Source organism: Lysobacter sp. Soil_C_59, assembly GCF_057656415.1.
Map to the genome: position 1 here is coordinate 168,703 of NZ_JBDGKK010000001.1, position 13,258 is coordinate 181,960.

Sequence of the window (13,258 nt, forward strand, 5' to 3'; positions counted from 1 at the left end):
TATGGGGATGTTTCATTGCTACAGGCGGAGAATTGTAGCTGTCTCGTGCAGGAAACGCAGGCCCCGAGGTTGTTGCGCAGCGCCATACCCGCCCTTTTCCGCCTGCGGCGGAAACCGCCCCGCGCCGTCATCCCGGCTAACGCCGGGATCCAGAGGCCGAAGCATCAAGCGCGATCCGATGGGTTACCGGCCTGGGTCCCGGCATTCGCCGGGATGACGACCATTGGCGTGCTTGACCCTTGGGGCCTTGCGGGCGACACTTATCGCTATATCGCGATAGGTTGATACATCATGGATCTTGAAGGCTGGTCGCTGCGACTGAAGGTGTTCGCCGATGCCACCCGCGTGCGTCTGCTGGCACTGCTGGAGCGCGAGGAGCTGACGGTCGCCGAGTTGTCGGCCATTACCCGCCTCGCCCAGCCACGCGTTTCAACCCACCTGGCCAAGCTCAAGGAGGCCGGGCTGGTGCGCGATCGCCGCTCCGGCGTGTCGGCCTACTACCGCTTCGACGACGCCTCGCTGGATTCGGCGCAGAAGTCACTGTGGCAAACGCTGCGTGAAGGCAGCGACGATCCGCTGCTGCGCCAGGATGCCGAACGCGTGGGCAATGTGTTGGCCGCGCGAGCGACCGAACAGAACTGGGCCGACTCGGTGGCCGGCGACATGGAGCGCCATTACTCGCCCGGCCGCACCTGGGAGGCGCTCGCCCGCTCCGCCCTGCCGCTGCTCGAACCCGGCGACGTGCTCGATATCGCCTCTGGCGACGGCGTGCTGGCCGAACTGCTGGCGCCGCACTCGCACCGCTACGTGTGCCTGGATTCCAGCACCAAGGTCGTGCTGGCAGCGTCCGAGCGCTTGCGCAAGCTGAAGAACGTGGAAGTCCGTGAAGGCGACATGCACGCCCTGCCCTTCGCCGACGCCCATTTCGACCTGGTCGTGCTGATGCACGCGCTGACCTATGCCGAGCATCCGGCGCAGGCGGTGGCCGAGGCCGCGCGCGTGCTGCGTCCGGGCGGCCGGTTGCTGCTCACCAGCCTGGCACGGCATGAACACCGTGGCGTGGTCGGCGCCTATGGCCACGTCAATCTCGGCTTCAGCGAGAAAGACCTGTCGAAGTTCGTGGGCAAGGCCGGCTTCGAGATCAGCAGCTGCGAAACCGTTACCCGTGAACGGCGCCCACCCCATTTCGAGGTGATCGCCCTGATCGCGCGCAAGCCGGCCGGCGCCGCCGCACCAGAACCCAAATCCGCAGCAAGAAAGGCAAGCAGGAAATCCTGAAATGAGCACGCTCCCCTGGCTCAACCCCACCCGCGCGCAGGCGCTGCAGCAGCGGCTGGCAGAACGCATCCTCATCATCGACGGCGCCATGGGCACGATGATCCAGCGCCATGAACTGGACGAAGCGGCCTATCGTGGCGAGCGCTTCGCCCACGGCTACGACCGCGCATACGCCCTGTCGGAGCACGTGCACGGCGATGGTTGCGGCTGCGCGCGCGACCAGCGTGGCAACAACGACCTGCTCACGCTCACCCAGCCGGACATCATCCGCAGCATCCATTCGCAGTACCTGGATGCCGGTGCCGACCTGATCGAGACCAACACCTTCAACTCCACCACCGTGTCGCTGGCCGACTACGGGCTGGAACACCTGGCGCGCGAACTCAACGAAGCCGGCGCGCGCCTGGCCCGTGCCGCCTGCGATGCGGCCGAAGCTGCCAACCCCGATCACCCGCGCTTCGTCATCGGCGTGCTCGGGCCGACCAGCCGCACCGCCTCGCTCAGCCCCGATGTGAACCGTCCCGGCTTCCGCGCGATCACCTTCGACGAACTGCGCGTGGCGTACCGCGAAGCCGCCGACGGTCTCATCGACGGTGGCGCCGACGTGCTGATGGTCGAGACGGTGTTCGACACGCTCAATGCCAAGGCCGCGCTGTTCGCGATCGAGGAAGCCTTCGATGGCCGCGGTGCGCGCTTGCCGGTGATGATCTCCGGCACGATCACCGATGCCTCCGGCCGCACCCTGTCGGGGCAGACCGCCGAGGCGTTCTGGTACTCGCTGCGGCATTCGCAGCCGATGGCGATCGGACTCAACTGTGCGCTCGGGGCAAAGGACCTTCGGGTGCACGTGGACGTGCTTTCCCAGGTCGCCGACGCCAACGTCAGCACCCACCCGAACGCGGGCCTTCCCAACGCCTTCGGCGGTTACGACGAAACGCCGGAAGACATGGCCGCCGTGCTCGGCGAGTTCGCCCAGGCCGGCCTGCTGAACCTGGTCGGCGGCTGCTGCGGCACCACGCCGGAGCACATCGCCGCGATCGCCGAAGCCGTTTCGGCGTATCCGCCGCGGGTCCTGCCCGCGCTGGTGCGTGCCGACGCCGTTGACACCGACAAGGAACTGGCTGCATGAGCGCACTGCCGCGCCAGACCCGGCTCAGCGGCCTTGAGCCGTTGCAGATCACCCCCGAAAGCAACTTCATCAACGTCGGCGAACGCACCAACGTCACCGGCTCCGCGCAGTTCAAGAAGCTGATCCTGGAAGGCCGCCTGGACGAAGCGGTCGTGGTCGCCCGCCAGCAGGTCGAGAACGGCGCCCAGGTCATCGACGTCAACATGGACGAAGGCATGCTCGACTCCGAGCGGGCCATGGTCGACTTCCTCAACCTGATGGCCGCCGAGCCCGACATCGCGCGCGTGCCGGTGATGGTCGACAGCTCCAAGTTCAGCGTCATCGAGGCCGGACTGAAGTGCCTGCAGGGCAAGGGCATCGTCAACTCGATCTCCATGAAGGAAGGCGAAGCAGAGTTCCTGCGCCAGGCGCGACTGGTGCGTCGCTATGGCGCCGCCGTGGTGGTGATGGCCTTCGACGAGACCGGCCAGGCCGACACGATCGCGCGCAAGGTCGACATCTGCTCGCGCGCCTACCGGCTGCTGACCGAGGAGATCGGCTTCCCGCCGGAAGACATCATCTTCGACCCCAACGTGTTCGCCATCGCCACCGGCATCGACGAGCACAACGATTACGCCGTGGCCTTCATTGAAGCCACGCGCGAACTGAAGCGGCGTTTCCCGTTCAGCCACATCTCCGGCGGCGTCTCCAACGTCAGCTTCTCCTTCCGCGGCAACGAGCCGGTGCGCCAGGCCATCCACGTGGTGTTCCTGTACCACGCGATCCGCGCCGGCATGGACATGGGCATCGTCAACGCCGGCGCCCTGCCCCTCTACGACGACCTCGATGCCGACCTGCGCGAACGCGTCGAGGACGTGGTGCTCAATCGCCGTAGCGACGGCACCGAGCGCCTGCTCGAGATCGCCGACCGCTACAAGGGCAAGAAGGGCGAGAAGCGGGTCGAGGACCTGGCGTGGCGAGAGAAACCCGTGCGCGCGCGCCTGAGCCACTCGCTGGTGCACGGCATCGACCAGTACATCGAGACCGACACCGAGGAAGCACGCGCCCTGTCCACGCGCCCGCTCGACGTGATCGAGGGACCGTTGATGGACGGCATGAACGTGGTCGGCGACCTGTTCGGCGCCGGCAAGATGTTCCTGCCGCAGGTGGTGAAGTCCGCGCGCGTGATGAAGAAGGCCGTGGCCTACCTGCTGCCCTACATCGAAGCCGAGAAGCTGCGCACCGGTGACGTCGGCAAGTCCAATGGCAAGATCGTCATGGCCACGGTCAAGGGCGACGTCCACGACATCGGCAAGAACATCGTCGGCGTGGTCCTGGCCTGCAACAACTTCGAAGTGGTCGACCTGGGCGTGATGGTGCCGGCACAGACCATCCTCGACCGCGCACGCGCCGAGAACGCCGACCTGATCGGCCTGTCCGGACTGATCACGCCATCGCTGGAGGAGATGAGCCACGTCGCCCGCGAGATGCAGCGCCAGGGCTTCCACATGCCGCTGCTGATCGGTGGCGCGACCACCTCACGCGCGCACACGGCGCTCAAGATCGACCCGCACTACAAGTCGCCCACGGTCTGGGTGAAGGACGCATCGCGCGCCGTCGGCGTGGCGCAGTCGCTGATCAGTCCCGACCTGCGCGTGGGCTTCGTAGCCGCCAACGACGCCGACTATGCCGAGATCCGAGAACGCCACAAGCACCGCGGCGACGGCAAGCGCCTGGTGCCGCTGGCGAAGGCACGCGGGCAGCGCTTCGATGGCCGCTGGCAGGACTACGTTCCGCCGACACCGAAGCAGCCCGGACTGCACGTGTTCGACGACTACCCGCTGGCGGAACTGGTCGACTACATCGACTGGACGCCGTTCTTCAATACCTGGGAACTGGCCGGCAAGTATCCGGCGATCCTCGATGACGAGATCGTCGGTGCGCAGGCGCGCGAATTGTTCGGCGATGCCAAGGCGATGCTCAAGCGCATCGTCGACGAGAAGTGGCTCAAGGCCAAGGCCGTGTTCGCGCTGTGGCCGGCCAACAGTGTCGGTGACGACGTCGTCGTCGACACCGGTTCCACGCCGACCACGCTGCACTTCCTGCGCCAGCAGGTCGACAAGCCGGTCGAGCGCCCGGACTTCTGCCTCGCCGATTTCATCGCGCCGCAGGATTCGGGCCGGCAGGACTGGATCGGCGGCTTCGCCGTCACCGCCGGGCTGGGGATCGAGGAGCACGTCGCCCGCTTCGAGGCCGACCACGACGACTACAACGCGATCCTGCTCAAGGCGCTGGCCGACCGCTTCGCCGAAGCGCTCGCCGAACGCCTGCACGAGCGGGTGCGCAAGGAGTTCTGGGGCTTCGCCACCGAAGAAGTGCTGGACAACGATGCGCTGATCCACGAGGCCTATCGCGGCATCCGACCCGCCCCCGGCTACCCCGCGTGCCCGGAGCACAGCGAGAAGGCGACGCTGTTCGCGATGCTCGACGCCCCCGGCAATGCCGGGTTGCAGCTGACCGAGAGCTTCGCCATGTATCCCGCCGCGGCCGTGTCGGGCTACTACTTCAGCCACCCCGACAGCCAGTACTTCGTGGTCGGACGGGTGTCGAAGGAACAGGTCGAGGATTACGCCCGTCGCAAGGGCGTCAGCCTGGCGCAGGCCGAGCGTTGGCTGGCCTCGAACCTGGATTACGACCCGGAGTAGTCATCCCCTCCAGAGAAGGTCATCCCGGCGAAAGCCGGGATCCATTGGCCTTTGGCATTTGCCCGGGCCAGCGAAGAGCAGGATGGGTCCCGGCATTCGCCGGGACGACGGTGATGCGGCGGATGCGTTGTCGGCCTGGGTCCCGGCGTTCGCCGGGACGACGGTGATCACTACCAGACCAGGTCGTCGGGCACCTGGTACTGCGGGTCGGCGTACGGGTCGTCGCCGGCCGGCGCATTCGGATCAACCTTCAGCGCGATCGCGGCGGCGAAAATCACTTCGGCCTGGGCCAGCACTTCAGCGCTGACCAGCACGTAGCGACCGTCCATCTGCAGCACGCCCAGCTCGCCTGCGTTGAGCGCCTTGAGCTGGGCCTCGTTGACGTAGACACGCTTGATCTTGCCGCCATACGGGAAGTGGCGTGCGATCTCCGCTGCCGGATCGTTGAGCGCCTTGTCCTTGACCAGCTCGGTCAATCGGGCGCGCGCTTCGCGCCGCAGGCGTGCTTCTTCCTGCTTGGCCGCTTCGGCCGCAATGCGCTCGTCCTTCTCGCGCTGGGCGCGGATGGCATAGGCCTTGGCCAGGTCGATGTCCTCGCGTGATTGCGGCTTGCCACCCGGACGCGGGCCGCCCTGCTTGCGTGCATCGCCGCGGGGGGCATCGCCCCTGCGCGCATCGCCCCTGCGCTGATCACCCTTGCGCTGTTCGCCACCCTTGTTGGCGCCGGCCGCATGCCCGCCTGGCTTGCCGCCGTGCGGCTTGCCCGGGCCGCGCGAGCCCGGCCTGCCATCGGCCTTGCCGTGCGCCGGACGCTCGGGACGCTCGGGTTTCGGCGCCGGCGTGAAGCCAAGCCCCATCAATTGGTCGCGAAGACTATTGCTCATTGCGTCGTATCAGTAGTGCGGCGGGGGCGGTTCTTGCGAAGCGTCGCCGGTGATCGGGTTGGTCGACATCGCCATGCGCATCTGCTTGAGCTCCTCAAGCACGCGATGCAGCAACAGGGCATTGCGACCCTCTTCCTCGCGCGCGCCTGCCAGCGCATCGCTCAGTTCGGTCAACGCCTGCTCCTGGAATGCAACGCGCATCTCCAGGTCGACCAGGCGCTGTTCGAGTTCGCTTTGATTGGGCATGTCAGTCGATCAGGATCGAGCGACCACGCCCGATGCCGTAGTAAGCCAATCCTGCCGCCTCGACTTCGTCGGGGTGGTAGAGGTTGCGCCCATCGAAGATCACGCGGTCTGCAAGCGACTGGCCCAGCCGCTGGAAATCCGGGCTGCGGAACTGCTTCCACTCGGTCACCACCACCAGTGCGTCGGCATCGGCCAGCGTGGCGCGCGCCGAGTCGCACAACACCAGGTCGTCGCGCTCACCAAAGATCCGCTGCGCCTCTTCGGTCGCTTCCGGATCGTAGGCACGCACCTTGGCGCCGGCATCCCACAGCAACTGCAACAGCCGGCGGCTCGAAGCCTCGCGCATGTCGTCGGTGTTGGGCTTGAACGCCAGGCCCCACACCGCGAACGTCTTGCCTGCAAGCGCGCCGTCATCGGCCGCGCTGTCGTAGTGACGACCGATCAGTTCGAACAGATGTTCCTTCTGGCGGTCGTTGACCGACTCGACCGCGCCCAGCAGCTGTGCGTCATAGCCGTGCTGCTGTGCCGTCTTCGCCAATGCCTGCACGTCCTTGGGGAAGCACGAGCCGCCGTAACCGGCGCCGGGGTAGATGAAGTGCCAGCCGATGCGCGGGTCCGAACCGATGCCCTGGCGCACCATCTCCACGTCGGCGCCGACCTTCTCGGCGATGTTGGCGATCTCGTTCATGAAGCTGATCTTGGTCGCCAGCATCGCGTTGGCGGCGTACTTGGTCAGCTCCGCCGAACGCACGTCCATCACCACGATGCGCTCGTGGTTGCGGTTGAACGGCGCGTACAGGCGCTTGAGCTTGTCCACGGCCGCCGCACTGCTTGCACCGATCACGATCCGGTCCGGACGCATGCAGTCGTTGACCGCATCGCCTTCCTTGAGGAATTCGGGATTGGAGGCCACTTCGAAACCGAACTCGGCGCCGCGGGAAGCCAGCTCGGCCGCGATCGTCGCTCGCACCTTGTCGGCGGTGCCGACCGGCACGGTCGACTTGTTGACCACCACCACCTGCCGCTCGAGATGACGGCCGATCGTGCGCGCCACCGCCAGCACGTACTTGAGGTCGGCGCTGCCGTCCTCGTCCGGCGGCGTGCCCACGGCGATGAAAACCACGTCGCCATGGGCGACCGCGGCTTCGGCGTCGGTGGTGAAACGCAGGCGTCCGGCGGCGTGGTTGGCCTTGACCATCGGCTCCAGCCCCGGCTCGTAGATCGGGATCACGCCGCGGTTGAGCCCGTCGACCTTGGCCTGGTCGATGTCGACGCAGATCACGTCGTGGCCGACGTCGGCCAGGCAGGTGCCGGTGACGAGGCCAACGTATCCGGTTCCGAAGATGGTGACGCGCATAGTTACTCCAACGAGGAACGAATCTGCAGCAGCAGGGAGCGTTCCTCGCTCCCTGTGCCCGGATGGTTACCCGTCAACTCACTTGCCGCCCGGCTTGACGATGTCGAGCAGCTCGACTTCGAACACCAGGGTCTGGTTCGGGCCGATCGGGCCTGCGCCCTGCTCGCCGTAGGCCAGCTTGCTCGGGATCCAGAAACGGTACTTGCTGCCCACCGGCATCAGCGCGATGCCTTCCTGCCAGCCCGGCACCAGCTGGCCGAGCACGAAGGTCGCCGGCTCGCCGCGGTCGTAGGAGCTGTCGAAGGTCTTGCCGTCGAGCAGTGCGCCCTTGTAGTGCGCGCTGACGGCGTCGGTGGCGCTGGGCTTGGGACCCTTGCCTTCGGTCAGGACCTGGTACTGCAGGCCCGAGGCAGTGGTGATCACGCCCGGCTTCTTGCCGTTCTCGGCAAGGAACTTCTCGCCGTCCTCGAGGTTCTTCTTGGCATCGGCCATCATCTTGGCGATGCGCTTGGCCTGCACCTTCTGCGCGAACGTCTCGCGGATCTGCGCCGACTGCTTCTCGTCGAGCAGCAGCTTCCCGCCGGCGAGCGAACTCTTGAGCGCCTTGTTCAGCGTATCCAGGTCGATTTCATCCTTGACCGGCTCCAGCGAACGCGCCATGTCCATGCCGATCATGTAGCTGACCTGTTCCTTCTCGGTCGGCAGGCCCGGGATCGCCTTGTCACCAGCCTTGCCGGCGTCAGCTGCGGCGTCGGGCTTGGCGTCCGCGGCCTTGTCGGCCGGCTTGTTGCAGGCAGCGGTCAGCGCCGCAAGCGAAGCGATGGCCAGGGCGAGAGCGGTGTGGCGCGGGGAAAACTTCATCGGATGGAGGCTCCAGGAATGGGGTTTCGACATCAGGGTCGGATCGGTGTCGATTTCGGGTTTTGGCTTCGGCAGCGTGGCATCGCCACGCCGCCTTCAAGGCCTCACAAACTGCCAGCAGCGAACTGAACGGTAGACGTACCGTTCAATTTCAGAGGATGGCCATCAATTCAACGTCGAACACCAGCGTCGCGTTCGGACCGATCGGGCCGCCCGGCGTGCCCTTGGGGCCATAGGCCAGCTCGCCCGGGATCCAGAAGCGGAACTTGCTGCCGACCGGCATCATCGCCACGCCTTCGGTCCAGCCGGCGATGACCTGGTTCAACGCGAACTCGGCCGGCTGGCCGCGATCGTAGGAGCTGTCGAACACGGTGCCGTCGAGCAGCGTGCCGTGGTAGTTCACGCGGACCTGGTCGGTCGACTTCGGACGCGCGCCCGAGCCCTGGCGCAGGATCATGTACTGCAGGCCCGAGCCGGTCGTGAACACGCCCTTGACCGACTTGTTCTTGGCCAGGAACGCAGCGCCGTCGGCCTTGTTCTTGTCGCCCAGCGCCGAGGCCTGTGCCTGCATCTTGGCCTGGACCTTCTGCTGGAAGGACTGGCGCACTGCGCTCTGCTCGGCTTCGCTCAACAGCGGCGTGCCCTTGGTGAAGCTGGTGCGGATGGCCTGCACGACCACCGGCAACTCGAGCTCGTCCTTGATCGGCGCCAGCGAGCGGCCGACGTCGGCGCCGACCAGATAGGCGACCTTGTCCTTCGCGACGTCAGGCACCTTGGCGCCGGCCGGAGCCTGGCCCTGGCGCGAGGCGATGCGCTGCATCAGCGCCGGACCGACGACCTGCGCCTCATCCTCGGTGATCAGCGGCTTGCCGCCGTCGAATGCGTTCTTGATGGCGCGCTCGAAAGCGGCCAGGTCGATGTCCGGCGCCACCGGGGCGATGGACTGGGCGATATCGCTGCCGACCATGTAGCTGGCCTTGTCGCGTTCGGTAGTAAGCACGGTCTTGTCCTGGGCAGAGGCTGCCGCGCCGATCAGCGTGGCCGCAGTGGTGATCAACACGGCGGCGCCGCGCACAAAAGCCTTCATCGGGTACCTGCTCCGTATGGGTATGGTCGTTGGCCTGAATGGCCAGATTGCGTCTGGACGGCGTCAGCTGCCGCCACCGCCACGCAAGCGGTGCATTGTCGCGGCACAGGATCGCATGGGCAATGACCGTGCGCGCAGTACGGTGAGACCGCTGCCCGGCCCGATTGTTCCGGCGTCTACTTCGTGGCCGCGCGCGGTGCCTTGAGCGCCTGTTCGATGGCGGCCACCACCGCCGGATCGTCCGGCGTGGTCTTGCTGCCATAGCTGGCGATCAGGCGGCCATCGCGGCCGATCAGGTACTTGTGGAAGTTCCACCTCGGCGCCTCGCCCGAGACGCGGCTCAGGTCCTGGTACAGCGGCGTGGCGTCCGCCCCGACCACGTGCACCTTCTGGAACATCGGGAACTTCACGCCATAGGTCAGCGTGCAGAACTCCTGGATCTGCTTCTCGTCCTCGAATTCCTGTGCCTTGAAGTCGCCGGAGGGGAAGCCCAGCACCGCAAATCCCCTGCCCTTGTAGCGTGCGTGCAGCGCTTCGAGCGCTTCGAACTGCGGCGTGTAGCCGCATTTGCTGGCGGTATTGACCACCAGCACCACATCGCCGCCATACGTGGAGGCCAGGTTGACCGGCGCCTTGCCGGCCAATGGCCTGTAGCTGCGATCGAGCAGGCCGCCAGCGGCCGAAGCGAAAGCCGACACCAGCAGCAAGGACAGCCCCAGGGGCACGAACAGATGCTTGCAGCGAGGGGAAACAGGCATGGGCATGGCGTGTTGGGGCCGGTTTGGAGGGATCTGCCCGGGATTATGACCAGTGTTCCCGCGGCCGGGGCCCGGTGGACCGCCTCCCACCCCGTTCATCGGCCTATGCCATCAGTTGGGTAGGCCGGACTTGACCGGAAGTATTTAGGTGTTATAGTTGCCTACAACACCGGTTGACCAAAGAGCAGGACGCCCACCATGAACCGCAGGCTCCACAACTCCTTCCTCGCCCTGCTCGCCTCGGCTTCGACGCTGGCGCTGTGCCTGGCGATGGCGCTCCCCGCGCCGCAGCAACCGCAGGCCCGCCCGATCGCGATGCACATGGGTCCGGTCGACTTCACCTTCACGCCTTCCGATCCGACCGCCAGCCATGGCGAGCAGGTCGAGGCCCTCGCACGCAGCATCGAGCGTCGCGCCGACCAGGTCGACAGCCTGGCCGATGCCGCCGCCCTGACCGCTGAAATCGCAACCGCCGCGGCCCTGGCCGAAGCGGTGACAAGTTCCAGGTCCTTCGAGAGCGCCACCATCGACACCGAAAAGAAGCAGGCAAGGACTGCCGCCCGGCATCGCCGGCAAACCCTAGTCATGCCTTATTTCTCATTCGCACCGCGGGGCTGAACCCATGACCGCAATTCAATGGAGCGACGGCGCTCCGATCTATCGCCAGCTGAAGGAGCGCGTCATTGCGATGATGCTCGACGGGGTGCTCAAGCCCGGAGACGCTCTTCCCTCTGTCCGCCAGGTCGCCGCCGAATATCAGCTCAATCCAATCACTGTCTCGCGCGCCTATCAGGAACTGGCGGACGAGGCTCTCGTCGAAAAACGCAGGGGTCTGGGCATGTACGTGACCGAAGAGGCCGCAAAGAAACTGCTGTTCAATGAACGCGAACGCTTCCTGCGCGAGGAATGGCCGCTGGTGCTGGAACGCATCATGCGCCTGGGCCTCACCGCACAGGAACTGCTGGCCACCGACGTCAAGGCAGGCACGCAATGAACGCCCCCGTCACCACTTCCGCATCCGTGGTCAGCGCCCACGGCCTGCGCAAGGCCTACAAGAACAAGCTGGCGCTGGATGACACCGCGTTCGAGATCCCGGCCGGCCGCATCGTCGGCCTGATCGGTCCCAACGGCGCCGGCAAGACCACGGCGCTCAAGGCCATCCTCGGCCTGATCCCGTTCGAAGGCACGCTGAAAGTGCTGGGCCGCGACCCGCGCACCGAGCGTGACGAGCTCATGCGCGATGTCTGCTTCATCGCCGACGTGGCAGTGCTGCCGCGCTGGATCCGGGTCAAGGAGGCGATCGAGTTCGTCGCCGGAGTGCATCCGCGCTTCGACCGCGCCAAGTGCGAGCGTTTCCTCGCCCACACCAAGCTCACCCCGAAAATGCGGGTACGCGAACTGTCCAAGGGCATGATCGTGCAGTTGCACCTGGCGCTGGTGATGGCGATCGACGCCAAGCTGCTGGTCCTGGACGAGCCGACCCTGGGCCTGGACATCCTTTATCGCAAGCAGTTCTACCAGCGCCTGCTGGAAGACTACTTCGACGAGGAGAAGACCATCCTGGTCACGACCCACCAGGTCGAGGAGATCGAGCACATCCTTACCGACGTGATGTTCATCCGCGACGGCAAGATCGTCCTCGACAACGACATGGAATCGCTCGGCGAGCGCTTCATCGAAGTGCTGGTCAACGGCGAGAAGACCGACCAGGCGCGTGCACTCAAGCCGATCGACGAACGCGCCCTGCCCTTCGGCAAGACCGTGATGCTGTTCGATTCCGTGCCGCACGAACACCTGTCCGGCCTCGGTGAAACCCGCACGCCTGGCCTGGCCGACCTGTTCGTCGCCACCATGAAGGGAACCTACGCATGAACGCAATCCAGGAATCCCACGGTGGAGCCCGTGCGGCCGTAGTGGCCGCGCCGCACCCCACCCACACCTACAAGATGCTGCTCAAGCGCGAGTTCTGGGAGCACAAGGGCGGCTTCTTCTGGGCACCGCTGGTGGCCGGCGGCATCCTCCTGCTGCTGACCCTGATGGGTGTCGGCGCCGGTGAAGTGCTGCTGCGCAAGGTTCCCGACCACGCCACGATCAATGTCGAAGGCGGCAGCTTCCAGGTCAATGGCCTCGACCTGGCGCGACTGACCGAGAAGATCAGCCCGGACGAACTTCGCGAGTTCGGCGGCGCGATCGACGCCAGCCTGTACATGGCGGCTACCTGGCCCTTCGTCGTCCTCGCCTTCGTCGTCTTCTTCTACTGCCTGGGCAGCCTGTACGACGACCGCAAGGACCGCAGCGTGCTGTTCTGGAAGTCGTTGCCGATCTCCGACCGCGACACCGTGCTGTCGAAGGTGCTCAGTGCCACGCTCATGGCGCCGGTGATCGCCGCGACCGCGGCCATCCTGACCGTCTTTGGCTCGATGCTGATCTACAGCCTGGTCGTGCTGCTGCACGGCGGCAACCCGTACACCCTGCTTTGGGTGCCGGCGAGCCCGCTGAAGGTCTGCGCACACCTGCTCGCTTCGATCCCGGTGTATGCCCTCTGGGCGCTGCCGACGGTGGGCTGGCTGATGCTGTGCTCGTCCTGGGCCAAGAGCAAGCCGTTCCTGTGGGCACTGATCATCCCGATCTTCGCCGGCATCTTCGTCGGCTGGTTCGACCTGATGCACGCCTTCGACCTGGATACGGCCTGGTTCTGGAAGAACATCGTCGCCCGCAGCCTGACCAGCATCGTGCCCGGCGCCTGGTTCGACGCAGCCAACATCGGCGACATCAGTGTCGATGGTCCGCAGGCGATCCACTCGGTGATCAACCTGCGCACGATGTACTCGGTCCTGCTCACGCCGCAGCTGTGGATTGGCGCGGTGGCCGGTGCGGCGATGCTGTACGGCGCGATCCGCATGCGCCGCTGGCGCGACGACGGCTGACCCCCGATGGGCTCGCGGGACGGTGGCACGCAACCTTCGGCCACTGT

At 66.1% G+C, this 13,258-nt stretch carries 13 protein-coding genes; 7 read left to right on the plus strand and 6 right to left on the minus strand.

Going from position 1 to position 13,258, the window contains the following annotated elements; all coding sequences use genetic code 11:
- Positions 1-291 precede the first annotated feature (291 nt).
- The 3 genes from AC3A3Q_RS00745 to metH are packed head-to-tail and all read left to right on the plus strand — an operon-like array spanning position 292 to position 5,091.
- A complete protein-coding gene (locus AC3A3Q_RS00745) occupies positions 292-1,278 on the plus strand; it encodes an ArsR/SmtB family transcription factor (RefSeq protein ID WP_487584444.1) in 987 nt (328 codons plus the stop codon).
- A 1-nt stretch (position 1,279) separates the two neighbouring features.
- Complete coding sequence (locus tag AC3A3Q_RS00750) at positions 1,280-2,407, plus strand: homocysteine S-methyltransferase family protein (protein WP_487584445.1); 1,128 nt, start codon at positions 1,280-1,282, stop codon at positions 2,405-2,407.
- Positions 2,404-5,091 carry a methionine synthase gene (gene metH, locus AC3A3Q_RS00755; RefSeq protein WP_487584446.1) on the plus strand — a complete coding sequence of 896 codons (2,688 nt, stop codon included), beginning with the start codon at positions 2,404-2,406 and terminating at the stop codon, positions 5,089-5,091. The genes AC3A3Q_RS00750 and metH overlap by 4 nt, the downstream gene beginning before the upstream one ends.
- Positions 5,092-5,261: 170 nt before the next feature.
- On the opposite strand, the gene AC3A3Q_RS00760 is transcribed toward metH, so the two are convergent.
- From AC3A3Q_RS00760 to AC3A3Q_RS00785, 6 genes are all read right to left on the minus strand, one after another.
- Positions 5,262-5,975, minus strand: a complete 714-nt coding sequence (locus AC3A3Q_RS00760; RefSeq protein WP_487584447.1) for a DUF2058 family protein — start codon at positions 5,973-5,975, stop codon at positions 5,262-5,264.
- Between the two features lie 9 nt (positions 5,976-5,984).
- Positions 5,985-6,221 carry a SlyX family protein gene (locus tag AC3A3Q_RS00765; protein WP_487584448.1) on the minus strand — a complete coding sequence of 79 codons (237 nt, stop codon included), beginning with the start codon at positions 6,219-6,221 and terminating at the stop codon, positions 5,985-5,987.
- Between the two features lies 1 nt (position 6,222).
- Positions 6,223-7,578 carry a UDP-glucose dehydrogenase family protein gene (locus AC3A3Q_RS00770; protein WP_487584449.1) on the minus strand — a complete coding sequence of 452 codons (1,356 nt, stop codon included), beginning with the start codon at positions 7,576-7,578 and terminating at the stop codon, positions 6,223-6,225.
- A 78-nt stretch (positions 7,579-7,656) separates the two neighbouring features.
- Positions 7,657-8,439 (minus strand): FKBP-type peptidyl-prolyl cis-trans isomerase, encoded by a 783-nt coding sequence (locus tag AC3A3Q_RS00775; RefSeq protein WP_487584450.1) that lies wholly within the window; start codon positions 8,437-8,439, stop codon positions 7,657-7,659.
- A gap of 151 nt (positions 8,440-8,590) precedes the next feature.
- Entirely contained in the window at positions 8,591-9,526 is a 936-nt protein-coding gene (locus AC3A3Q_RS00780; protein WP_487584451.1) for an FKBP-type peptidyl-prolyl cis-trans isomerase N-terminal domain-containing protein, read from the minus strand.
- 176 nt (positions 9,527-9,702) lie between these two features.
- Positions 9,703-10,284 (minus strand): glutathione peroxidase, encoded by a 582-nt coding sequence (locus tag AC3A3Q_RS00785; RefSeq protein WP_487584452.1) that lies wholly within the window; start codon positions 10,282-10,284, stop codon positions 9,703-9,705.
- A 198-nt stretch (positions 10,285-10,482) separates the two neighbouring features.
- Between AC3A3Q_RS00785 and AC3A3Q_RS00790 the strand changes: the two genes are divergently transcribed.
- From AC3A3Q_RS00790 to AC3A3Q_RS00805, 4 genes are read left to right on the plus strand one after another with little or no spacing between them, the layout of a single operon-like run.
- On the plus strand, positions 10,483-10,902 hold the full coding sequence (locus AC3A3Q_RS00790) for a hypothetical protein (protein ID WP_487584453.1): 420 nt from the start codon (positions 10,483-10,485) through the stop codon (positions 10,900-10,902).
- 4 nt (positions 10,903-10,906) lie between these two features.
- Positions 10,907-11,278 (plus strand): GntR family transcriptional regulator, encoded by a 372-nt coding sequence (locus AC3A3Q_RS00795; RefSeq protein ID WP_200605034.1) that lies wholly within the window; start codon positions 10,907-10,909, stop codon positions 11,276-11,278.
- Positions 11,275-12,156 (plus strand): ABC transporter ATP-binding protein, encoded by an 882-nt coding sequence (locus AC3A3Q_RS00800; RefSeq protein ID WP_487584454.1) that lies wholly within the window; start codon positions 11,275-11,277, stop codon positions 12,154-12,156. The genes AC3A3Q_RS00795 and AC3A3Q_RS00800 overlap by 4 nt, the downstream gene beginning before the upstream one ends.
- Positions 12,153-13,211: a hypothetical protein gene (locus tag AC3A3Q_RS00805; RefSeq protein WP_487584455.1), complete on the plus strand. Its 1,059-nt coding sequence runs from the start codon at positions 12,153-12,155 to the stop codon at positions 13,209-13,211. Before AC3A3Q_RS00800 ends, AC3A3Q_RS00805 begins: the two co-directional genes overlap by 4 nt.
- The last annotated feature ends 47 nt before the right edge of the window (positions 13,212-13,258 follow it).

Excerpts from the sequence above, each read along its gene's own strand:
- AC3A3Q_RS00745 (WP_487584444.1), top strand. The coding sequence starts at position 292 with ATGGATCTTGAAGGCTGGTCGCTGCGACTGAAGGTGTTCGCCGATGCC.
- AC3A3Q_RS00750 (WP_487584445.1), top strand. The coding sequence starts at position 1,280 with ATGAGCACGCTCCCCTGGCTCAACCCCACCCGCGCGCAGGCGCTGCAG.
- metH (WP_487584446.1), top strand. The coding sequence starts at position 2,404 with ATGAGCGCACTGCCGCGCCAGACCCGGCTCAGCGGCCTTGAGCCGTTG.
- AC3A3Q_RS00760 (WP_487584447.1), bottom strand. The coding sequence starts at position 5,975 with ATGAGCAATAGTCTTCGCGACCAATTGATGGGGCTTGGCTTCACGCCG.
- AC3A3Q_RS00765 (WP_487584448.1), bottom strand. The coding sequence starts at position 6,221 with ATGCCCAATCAAAGCGAACTCGAACAGCGCCTGGTCGACCTGGAGATG.
- AC3A3Q_RS00770 (WP_487584449.1), bottom strand. The coding sequence starts at position 7,578 with ATGCGCGTCACCATCTTCGGAACCGGATACGTTGGCCTCGTCACCGGC.
- AC3A3Q_RS00775 (WP_487584450.1), bottom strand. The coding sequence starts at position 8,439 with ATGAAGTTTTCCCCGCGCCACACCGCTCTCGCCCTGGCCATCGCTTCG.
- AC3A3Q_RS00780 (WP_487584451.1), bottom strand. The coding sequence starts at position 9,526 with ATGAAGGCTTTTGTGCGCGGCGCCGCCGTGTTGATCACCACTGCGGCC.
- AC3A3Q_RS00785 (WP_487584452.1), bottom strand. The coding sequence starts at position 10,284 with ATGCCTGTTTCCCCTCGCTGCAAGCATCTGTTCGTGCCCCTGGGGCTG.
- AC3A3Q_RS00790 (WP_487584453.1), top strand. The coding sequence starts at position 10,483 with ATGAACCGCAGGCTCCACAACTCCTTCCTCGCCCTGCTCGCCTCGGCT.
- AC3A3Q_RS00795 (WP_200605034.1), top strand. The coding sequence starts at position 10,907 with ATGACCGCAATTCAATGGAGCGACGGCGCTCCGATCTATCGCCAGCTG.
- AC3A3Q_RS00800 (WP_487584454.1), top strand. The coding sequence starts at position 11,275 with ATGAACGCCCCCGTCACCACTTCCGCATCCGTGGTCAGCGCCCACGGC.
- AC3A3Q_RS00805 (WP_487584455.1), top strand. The coding sequence starts at position 12,153 with ATGAACGCAATCCAGGAATCCCACGGTGGAGCCCGTGCGGCCGTAGTG.